Origin of the sequence: Sphingopyxis sp. (genome assembly GCF_036402335.1) — a bacterium.
In the GTDB taxonomy this organism is placed as follows: domain Bacteria; phylum Pseudomonadota; class Alphaproteobacteria; order Sphingomonadales; family Sphingomonadaceae; genus Sphingopyxis.
Genome location: NZ_DASWTD010000377.1, coordinates 1 through 9,439, shown reverse-complemented (window position 1 = coordinate 9,439; position 9,439 = coordinate 1). Strand labels below are relative to the sequence as shown.

6 protein-coding genes and 1 pseudogene are annotated in these 9,439 nt (G+C 66.4%); 2 read left to right on the top strand and 5 right to left on the bottom strand.

Annotation, left to right across the window (positions count from 1 at the left end):
* Positions 1–1,642: AMP-binding protein (locus tag VGD20_RS12010; RefSeq protein ID WP_331134670.1), on the top strand; the 1,642-nt coding region annotated here is incomplete at its 5' end.
* Positions 1,629–2,384, top strand: a complete 756-nt coding sequence (locus VGD20_RS12005; protein ID WP_414714570.1) for a TetR/AcrR family transcriptional regulator — start codon at positions 1,629–1,631, stop codon at positions 2,382–2,384. The genes VGD20_RS12010 and VGD20_RS12005, both read left to right, overlap by 14 nt.
* Before the next feature lie 15 nt (positions 2,385–2,399).
* Here VGD20_RS12005 and VGD20_RS12000 read toward each other — a convergent pair.
* The 5 genes and pseudogenes from VGD20_RS12000 to VGD20_RS11980 form a co-directional block, all read right to left on the bottom strand.
* A pseudogene (locus tag VGD20_RS12000) lies at positions 2,400–3,547 on the bottom strand (aminotransferase class I/II-fold pyridoxal phosphate-dependent enzyme).
* Positions 3,548–3,635: 88 nt separating this feature from the next.
* On the bottom strand, positions 3,636–5,261 hold the full coding sequence (locus tag VGD20_RS11995) for an N-acyl-D-amino-acid deacylase family protein (RefSeq protein WP_331134669.1): 1,626 nt from the start codon (positions 5,259–5,261) through the stop codon (positions 3,636–3,638).
* A 19-nt stretch (positions 5,262–5,280) separates the two neighbouring features.
* The gene (locus VGD20_RS11990) at positions 5,281–7,230 is read right to left on the bottom strand and encodes a serine hydrolase domain-containing protein (protein WP_331134668.1); all 1,950 of its coding nucleotides are present in this window, start codon (positions 7,228–7,230) and stop codon (positions 5,281–5,283) included.
* Between the two features lie 12 nt (positions 7,231–7,242).
* Positions 7,243–8,727, bottom strand: coding sequence for a serine hydrolase domain-containing protein (locus tag VGD20_RS11985; protein ID WP_331134667.1), 1,485 nt, complete (start codon positions 8,725–8,727; stop codon positions 7,243–7,245).
* 19 nt (positions 8,728–8,746) lie between these two features.
* Positions 8,747–9,439 (bottom strand): NAD-dependent epimerase/dehydratase family protein (locus VGD20_RS11980; protein ID WP_331134666.1); only part of this gene is annotated, 693 nt, incomplete at its 5' end.

Here is a 9,439-nt window from a genome sequence, read left to right as displayed (position 1 = left end):
GGAACTGGAACACCGGCATCATGTCGCCGGTGCTGGCAAAGGGTGTTGCCTGTCCATGATCCACGGTAGCATGCAGGATTACCCGCTGACCCTCGACAAATTCCTCGATCACGCCGCGCGCTGGCACGGCGACGCAGAGGTCGTCACGGCGCGCGAGGACGGCAGCGTCGCGCGGATCGGCTATGCCGCATTGCGCGAACGCAGCGTTGCGATCTCGTCGCTCTTGGAGGGCTTTGGCGTGGGCGAGGGTGACTGCGTCGCAACGCTCGCTTGGAACAGCCAGGCGCATGTCGAGGCCTGGTATGCGACGATGGGAATGGGCGCCGTCTGCCACACGCTCAACCCGCGCCTGACCGCGCCGCAGCTCGCGGCGATGGCGGTACAATCGGGCGCGAGGCTGCTGATCGTCAGCGCCGACCTGCTGCCGCTCGCGCGGTTGATCGTCGAGCGCGCGCCGGCGATTGGGCAGGTGCTGGCGATCGACGGCGCGGCTGGTGAATGGCCCGCCGCCGCGCCGCCGCTCCACGAACTCGAAGTGCTGATCGGCGATGCCCCCGGCGGCGCCAAATGGGGTGGCTTCGACGAGCGTTCGCCCGCCGGCCTCTGTTTCACCTCGGGAACGACGGGTGCACCGAAGGGGGTGACCTATACGCACCGCGCGAGTTTCCTTCACACGCTTCGCACGCTTCAGGCCGACGTCATGGCTTTCACCAGCCGCGATGCCGTGCTTGCCGTGGTTCCGATGTTCCATGCCAACGCGTGGGGCCTTCCGTTCGCGCTGCCCGCGGTCGGCGGCAAGCTCGTCCTTCCGGGGCGGCAGGCCGACGGCGCCAGCCTCGCGCGGTTGATCGCGTCAGAGGGCGTCACGATCGGTGTCGGCGTCCCGACCGTCTGGCTTGGCGTCGTCGAATATCTGGAGGCGTCAGGCGGCGAATTGCCGTCGCTTGAGCGCATCATCGTCGGCGGTGCGCCGATGGCGCCCGCGCTGATGGAACGCATCGAACGGCGGCTTGGCGTCACCGTGCAGACGAGCTGGGGCATGACCGAATTGTCGCCGCTCGGCACCATCGCGCCTCCCGGCGACCCGCTGCGCACCGCGACGGTTTCGGGGCGCCCGGCGATCGGTGTCGACCTGCTGCTGACCGATGCCGCGGGCGCGGCGCTTGCCGGGCAACGCGGCGGCGAAGGGCATTTGCGCGTGCGCGGGTCGGCGGTGGTCGAACGCTATATGGGGCAGGCGGAACCGGCGACCGACGCTGACGGCTGGTTTGCGACCGGCGACCTTGCGCGGATCGACGCAAAGGGCAATCTGGTCATCACCGGCCGCGCGAAGGATCTGATCAAGTCGGGCGGCGAATGGATCAATCCCGCCGAAATCGAGGCGGTGGTCGGTGCGCTGCCGCAGGTCTCGCTCGCCGCGGTCATCGGCCGCGAGGATCAGAAATGGGGCGAACGGCCGGTGCTGCTCGTCGAGCTTCGCGCGGGCGAGGATATCAGCGACGCCGACCTGCTCGCGCCGCTCGCCGGCCGCGTCGCGCCATGGTGGATTCCCGATGCGGTCGTGCGCCTTTCCGCCATGCCGCTGGCGCCGACCGGAAAAATCGATAAGATTCGCTTGCGGACCGACCATGGCGCGGGTTGATCGGCATAGGGGCGTCGCGGCAGGGGCGGCGACGGAACAGAAACTGGAAGTCGGACGAGTGGCAGAACAGGCGAAACCACGTCGGCGATCGACCAAGGCCGAACAGCGCGCCGAAACGATGGAGCAAATCCTCGACGAGGCGGAACTGCTGTTCTCGCGCCATGGCCTGCATGGCGTGACGCTGAAGGATGTCGCCAAGCGCGTCGGCGTTCATCACACGCTGCTCAACTATTATTTCGAGGACAAGAAGAAGCTGTTCGACGCCGTCTTCGCGCGGCGCGCAGTGGTCACGAGCACCAAACGGATGCAGGCGCTCGACGAATATGAGCTGGCGAGCGGGGGCAAGCCGACGATCGAGGGTGCGCTTCGCGCCTTTCTCGATACTGACCTCGATCTTTATATCCATGGCGGCGAAGGCTGGAAAAACTATGGTGCGCTGGGCGCCCAGGTCGCCAACACCCCGGAATGGGGCGCCGAATTGATGGATAGCCATTTCGATCCCGTCGTGCTCCGCCTGATCGAACTATTGAAGAAAGCGATGCCCGATTGCGCCGAGGAAGACATCTTCTGGGGCTATCATTTCGTCACCGGCGCGCTGATGGTCACGCTCGCGCGAACCGGACGCATCGACAAGCTGTCGGGCGGCCTTTGCCAGTCCGAGGATTTTGAGGCGATCAAGGCCCGCATGGCGTCGTTCATGGCGGCCGGCTTCCTGCAAATCTGCAATAGACAGGTCGTCTGAAAATCGGCGCCGGAATCAGCAGCTGGCGCCGATCAGGGGTCTGGCGGCAAGCCATGGTTCGATGCGGCGGATCGCTTCTTCGACCAGATCGGTGGAGACGGCGAAGCTGAGGCGATGAAGTCGTTGCCGTCGACCGGATCGAAATCCAGCCCTGGAGCCACGGCCACGCCCGTATCGTTGAGCAGGGCCTCGCAGAACGAAAGGCTGTCGTTCGTCAGGTGGCCGACGTTGGCGTAGATATAGAAGGCGTCGTCGGGCGGCGCGATCCGCCGCAGGCCCATTTGCGGAAGTGCCCCGAGCAGGAGGTCGCGGTTGCGCGCATAGGTCTGGATATGGCCCTCGAGCTCGTCGCGGCAGTCAAACGCGATCAGGCCGGCATGTTGGGCGAGCGAGGGCGGCGTCAGGAACAGGTTGCCCATGCGGGCGCGGGCGGCGTCGATCAGCGTCGCGGGAACGACGAGCCATCCGAGGCGCCAGCCCGCCATGCTGAAATATTTGGAGAAGCTGTTGACGACGAGCGCGTCGGGCGCGTGCTGCAGCATGGTGTCGGCGGGAAGCGTCTAGCTGAGCCCGTGATAGATTTCATCCGAGACGAGGGCGATGCCGCGGCGTTTGCAGACGTCGGCCAGCGCGCGGAGCTCTTCCGGCGGGATGATGGTGCCGGTGGGGTTTGCCGGGCTCGCGACGATCAGCCCGTCGGGAGCGGGTTCCATTCGTTCGACCGCGTCGGCGGTGATCTGGAACCGTTCGGCTTCGCCGCAGGCAAGTTCGACCGGTACGAGATGGAGCGCCTTGAGAGTATTTCGGTAAGCGACATAACCGGGCCGGGCGAGAGCGACCCTCGCGCCGGGCGAGAACAGGCAGGACAAGGCAAGCACGAAGGCTGGCGATGCGCCGCATGTCAGGATGATCTGTTCGGGATCGACCGAAACGCCATAGGCTTCGCCATAATGCGCGGCGATACGCGCCTTGAGACCCGGACTTTCCCAATAGCCCATGCCGTCGGCATCGAGGATGCGGTGCGCTGCCTCGATCGCTGCCGCGGGCGCTCCGGTCGACGGCTGGCCGAACTCCATATGAATCACCGAACGCCCCTCGGCCCGCATGCGATGCGCGAGACGGCTGATGGCGATGGCGTGAAAAGGATCGATGTCGATCGGCACGGCGAACTGGCTCCCCAAGGTCACAAAGATTTGTCGCGGCGCTTCCCTACCCGAAAAGTGCCATTGCCCAAATTGCCGTGCGGGCCGGTCAGGCGGCCGGGCAGGTATGGCGCAGGACGTTACCGCTCCGCGACCCCGTCGGCTGTCCCTTGGCAAGCGCTACGACGCCGTTGACGATCACGTCGCCGATCCCCGCGGGTGCGGCGGTGGGGGCCTCATAGGTCGCCTGATCCTTGATCGCCGCAAGGTCAAACACGACGATGTCGGCGCGCATACCTTCGCGCAGCAGCCCGCGATCGGCGAGGCCCAGCCGCTGTGCAGGCCAGCCGGTCATCTTGCGGATCGCGTCGGGCAGGGTCAGGACGGGACGCGCCTGGACATAATCGGCGATGATGCGCGGAAAGGTGCCGTAGGAGCGCGGATGCGGCCGCCCCGCCGTCTCGGGATCCACCGTGCCGTCCGCTGCCGAGGCGTCGGTGCCGACGCTGACCCACGGCTGTTTCATCGCAAGGTCGATGTCCTTGTCGTCCATCATGAAATAGAGCGCCGAGGCGCGCGCGGGCAAGGCGGCGAGCCAGATGTCCCACGCCGCGTCGGCGGGATCCTTGCCCAGCGCCTTGCCGATGTCGGCGAAATTCTGGCCGTTGAAACGCTTGTATTGTTCGGCCTGTCCGTTGGCGAGCACGACGTTCTTCCACCCGCCCGAGGCGTGGACGAGGTTCGACCAGTCGGGCTGGGGGCCCGCCGCGAGTTCCTTCTTGAGTTGTTCGCGCACCGCAGGATCGCGCAGCGCGGCGTGCGCGGCTTCGCGGCCCTTGGCGAAGACATGCGTCGGTATCGTCACGTCGAGCCCGGTGCCACCGGCGCGATAGGGGTAGATGTTGGCGCCGATGTCGACGCCGCGCGTCCGCGCCGCCTCGATCCGCGTGATCGCCTGCGGCATCAGCTTGCCCCACAGCGGCGCATAGGCGGCCTTGATGTGGAAAATCTCGACTTTCGCGCCGCTGCGTTCGCCGATCGTGACCGCCTCGTCGATCGCGGCGAGCAATTTGTCGCTCTCGTCGCGCATGTGGGTCGCATAGAAGCCGCCGCACTTGCCGGGGATCGCCGCCAGCCGCGCGAGATCATCGGTCGCCTGAAAGCTTGCCGGCGAATAGATGAGCGCCGACGAAATGCCGAACGCGCCCGCTTTCATCGCGGTGCGCACTTCCTCTTCCATCGCGCGCATCTGCATTTCGTCGGGGGCACCGGCGCCGTCGCCCATCACCTTCACGCGTGCCTGGATCGCGCCATAATAGGTGCCGAAATTGACCGCGATGCCCTGCGTCTCGAGCGTATTGAAGTATCCCGCAAGTTCGCCTGCCGGCACGGCGGTGCCGCCTTCGCCGGCGATCAGCGTGGTGACCCCCATCTGGAGCTTGTTCGCCGCCGATCCGTCGCGCAGCAGCACGCGTCCCGACTGGTCGAGCATGTCGATGAAGCCCGGCGAGACATAGCGGCCGCTTGCGTCGATTTCCTGCTTCCCCTTGGCCTCGATCACGCCGACCCGCGCGATGCGGCCGTCCTTGATCGCGACATCGGCCGTGACCCAAGGGTTGCCAGCCCCGTCGAGCACGCGGCCGCCGCGAATGACGATGTCATAGGCGGCAGGCGGCGGCGCCGCCGCGCCGACCAGCAGCACCGCGGCAAAGGCAAGCGCGAACGGCCGGGTCATGCAGTAATCTCCCTGATTGTCAGTCCTCGACGTACAGATATTGCGTCTGCTGGCCGTCGTTGATGTTCAGCGTACGCTTGCCATCCTTGGTGCCGACGAGCGCATCGACGCCGATATTGCCGGGCCCGACCGAGATGATCGACATGCTGCCGTCGGCATTCTTGCGCGTCGCGATCGGCCCCTCGACAAAGCCCGCCTTGATCCATTTCTCGCCGTTCTTCTCGCTGATCGTGATCTGGCCAACCGACGGGTCGCGATAATGGCCTGCGAGATTCGCGAGCACTGCGGGATCGCCCGGATAGGTCAGCCGCTCGCGCTTCGCGCTGGCCTGCGCCTTGATCCGCGTCGCTGCCGCGGTGATGTCGCGCGCCGCCTCGGGCTGGCCGTCATAGAGTATTTCGAGCAGGCGGCGGAGCGTCGGAGCCAACATCGACGCGCCCGGATCGCTGTTGGTCAGGATCACCATGCCGACGCCGGACTCGGGAAGCGCAAACCAGGTGCTGTGATAGCCGACCAGCGTACCGCCGTGTGTCACGACCTGCACACCCGAGGCGTCGCGCTGGAACAGGCCCATACCGTACCAGCTGTCGGGTCCGACCTGCACGCCCTTCTCGCGCCGCGCGAGCAGGTTCTTTTCGCTCACGACGCGCTTGCCGTCGAGCATGCCTTTGCCGAGTTCGAGCTGAACGTAGCGCACCATGTCGGCGGTCGTGGAAAAGGCCGCACCCGCGGGACGATAGGGATAGGGCGACCAGTTGAAGTCGTTCGACATCAAGGTCACCTTGCCGTCGATATCGAGGCCGTGCGGCGCCGCCCAATTGCCCGCCATGCCCTCGGCATAATCGAAGGTGCTGTCCTTCATGCCGAGCGGCTTGAAGACCTTTTCCTCCATCGCGCGGTCATAGGCGGCACCGAATTCCATCTTGGGATAGAGAATATGCCCGCCGACATAGCCCGCCGCCGAGGCGAGCTGGTTGTTATACTGGAACAGGTCGCCGAACTTGCTGGTCGGCATCGTCGCGGCCAGCTGTTTGAACGTGTCCGCGGCGGGTTGCCCCTTGTCGGCGAGGATGAAGCCGAAATCCTTGCGCGGCAGGCCGGTGCAGGCGCAGATCAGATGCTTGACGAGCACCGACTTGGTGACCTCGTCATTGCCGAGGCGGAATTCGGGATAGAGATCGACGACCTTTTCGTCCCAGCGCAGCTTGCCCTCGTCGGCGATCGTCGAGAGGAGCAGCGTGGTCATCCCCTTGGTGTTCGACGCGATCATGAACTTGGTGTGCTCGTCGACCTTTTCGGGCGAGCCGAGCGCGCGGACGCCGAAGCCGCCCTGCCAGAGCACCTTGCCATCGTCGATCAGCGCAAAGCCGACGCCGGGAACCTCGAGCTCCTGCCGGCTCGCCTCGACGAAATCGGTGAGCAGCTTGATTCGCTCGGGGGTCAGCTCGTGCGCGGTCTTGCCGGCGAAGCTTTCCTTCTGGAACCCGGCGGGGCGAAGACCCTGCGAGACCACCGACATTGCGGCCGAGCGCTTCGCAGCGGTGCCCGCCGATCCGTCGACGATCAGCACGGTCCACGCACTGCCCTTGCGCAGCGCGCTTGCCGAACGCGCAGCGCGCTCGGTCGGCAGCGTTTCATAGGCGAAGCTCACGCGCTCGTCCCAGCCGTCGGCCGGGGGCGCGGCGGTGCTGGTGCGCTGCGTCGGCACCGCGCCCGGACGGACCACCGCCCACGCCTTGGCGGCGGCGTCGGCGGCATCGGCAGCGGTGCCGATCTCGGCGACGACGATGCGCAGGTCACCCTCGGGTGAGGTGAAGATCAGCGCGGGGTCTTGCTTCGATGCGGTCCAGTCCTTGGGCTGGACATATTGGACGCCGCTGGCGAGCTTGCCGGGCGTGTCGGCCGCGACGGTCTGCGCAAGGGCGGCGACGGGTGCGCAGGAGAGCGCGAGGGCGATCAACAGCTTCATGACGGCTTCTCCTCAGGGCTGGACGAAATGATAGAGAACATGCGGTTGCGATGTGAAGGACAGGCGCCAGCGCCCCTCGGCGCCGTGGAACAGCAATTGCTCATAAGGACCGCCGGCGCGGGCGCCGGTGGCCTGTTCGAAGCGCATCGGGCCGACGCGTTCCCAATAGGTGGTCTTCCCGTCGTTGGTGACGGTGACCGCGTTCGGGCCCGCCGCTGCGATCTTCAGGTCGCGCTCGGGATTGGGGGTGCGCGCATAATCGCGGCGGTTCACGCGATAGGCGCCGAGCGGTAGTACCTCTCCCGCGGGCGCAGCGACGCGGGCGGCGGGGGCGACCGGGAACAGCCGGCCGATCAGCGCCTCGGTCAGTTCGGTTCGGCCGCCATAGCTGCCCTGACCGCCGGTTTCCGAAACGAAGAAGCCGAGCCCGGCCTCGGGCGCGAGGATCATGTTCGAATGGAAATCGCCGGTGTTGCCGCCATGGCCGACCATGCGCGGACCCTTCTCGCGGACGACGAAGAATCCGTGCGCCATACCCGGCAGGCCGGGGGCGTTGGCGACCGAATTGGTCATCAGCAGCTTGACCGACGCGGGTTTCAGGATGCGCGCCTTGCCCAGCGCGCCGCCGTTCATCATCGCCATCATGAAACGCGCCATGTCGGGGCCGCTGCTCGTCCCCGATCCCGCGGGCATCACCGGACTGAACAGCTCGAACGGGTCGGCGACCAGCCGTCCGTCCTTGACCTGATAGCCCGACGCCATGCGCGGTGCGAGCGCCGCGGGCAGCGGTTCGCGAAAGGTCGTGGAATTCATGCCGAGCGGCGCGAAGATATGCTTTTCGACATAATCGGGGAAAGCTTCGCCCGACACCCGCTCGACGATATAGCCCGCGAGCACCGAGCCATAGTTCGAATAGGAGGTTTCGGTCCCCGGGGCCCAATGGCGGACCGGAATGTGGGTCTTCATCCATTCGACATAGGGCGTGATCTTGTCGGGGCTCGGCGCGGTCAGGCCGCCGACGTCGCTCATCCCCGGCGTGTGCGACAAAAGGTCGCGCACGCGGATCGGCTTGCCCTCGAACGCGGGAATCTTGAAATCGAGATATTTGTTCACATCGGCGTCGAGATCGACGCGGCCGGCCTCGACCTGTTGCAGCAAAGCGGTCCAGGTGAACATCTTCGACACCGATCCCGGCCGGAACAAGGTCTGCTGCCCGTCGACCGCGACGCCCTTGTCGATATCGGCAAAGCCATAGCCGCGCGAGAAAAGGACCTTGTCGCGATAGACGACGGTGACGATGGCGCCCGCGACTTCGCGCGTTGCGATCTGCTGCGCCATCACGCCGTCGACGAAATCGGCGAGCCCGCCGATCCGGTCCTGCGGGATGTTGTAGGTCATTTCCGCGGCGGTTTGCGCCATGGCAGCGCAGGGCAGAGCGATCGAGCCGAGGAGCGCGGCGGCGAATGCGGTACGGCACAGGGCCGGAAATCGGGTCATGGCAAATCTCCGAAAATGATCAGGCGAGGCAGCTGTCGACGAGCGCGTCGAATGCGGACCCGCCACGGACCGGATCGGCGACCGGCAAGCCGAGCCGTGCGCTCTCGCGCGCCATCAGTTCGGCCGCGGCCGCTTCGTCGAGTGCCGAGGTGTTGAAAGCGAAACCGCCGCAACGGATCGCGGGATTGGTCCGCCGGCCGAGCAGCATCGTGAGTTCGACGATTTCTTCGACGCTGGTCAGCGTATAGCCCGCGGTGCCGAGCATCGCGGTGCGGCCGGGCTCGTGGCAGACGACGAAGACATCGGGCTGGCTGCCATGGAGCAGCCCCAGCGACACCGCGGCATAGGATGGGTGCGTCAGCGCCCCCTGACCCTCGATCACGTCCCAATGGCTCGCGGCGGCGTCGGGCGACAGCAACTCGGCCGCACCGGCCTCGAAATCGGAGACGACCGAATCCATCGCGATACCGCCGCCGGCGATCATGATCCCCGTCTGGCCGCTGGCGCGGAAATCGCTGTCGATGCTGCGCGCTTCGAACGCGCGGAAAAGCGCCAGCGCGGCATATTTCTTGCCGAGCGCGCAATCGGTGCCGACGGTCAGCAGCCGCTTCCCGCTGCGCTTGCGCCCCGACCCGACCGGGATCCCGGGCGGAGGCGTGCGCACGTCGATCAGCTTCCGTCCGCGACGCTCCGCGGCCTCGCGTACCGCGGG

What these genes read in the sequence shown, in the direction of transcription:
- VGD20_RS11990 (WP_331134668.1), bottom strand. Translation starts at nt 7,230, where the DNA reads ATGAAGCTGTTGATCGCCCTCGCGCTCTCCTGCGCACCCGTCGCCGCC.
- VGD20_RS11985 (WP_331134667.1), bottom strand. Translation starts at nt 8,727, where the DNA reads ATGACCCGATTTCCGGCCCTGTGCCGTACCGCATTCGCCGCCGCGCTC.
- VGD20_RS11995 (WP_331134669.1), bottom strand. Translation starts at nt 5,261, where the DNA reads ATGACCCGGCCGTTCGCGCTTGCCTTTGCCGCGGTGCTGCTGGTCGGC.
- VGD20_RS12005 (WP_414714570.1), top strand. Translation starts at nt 1,629, where the DNA reads ATGGCGCGGGTTGATCGGCATAGGGGCGTCGCGGCAGGGGCGGCGACG.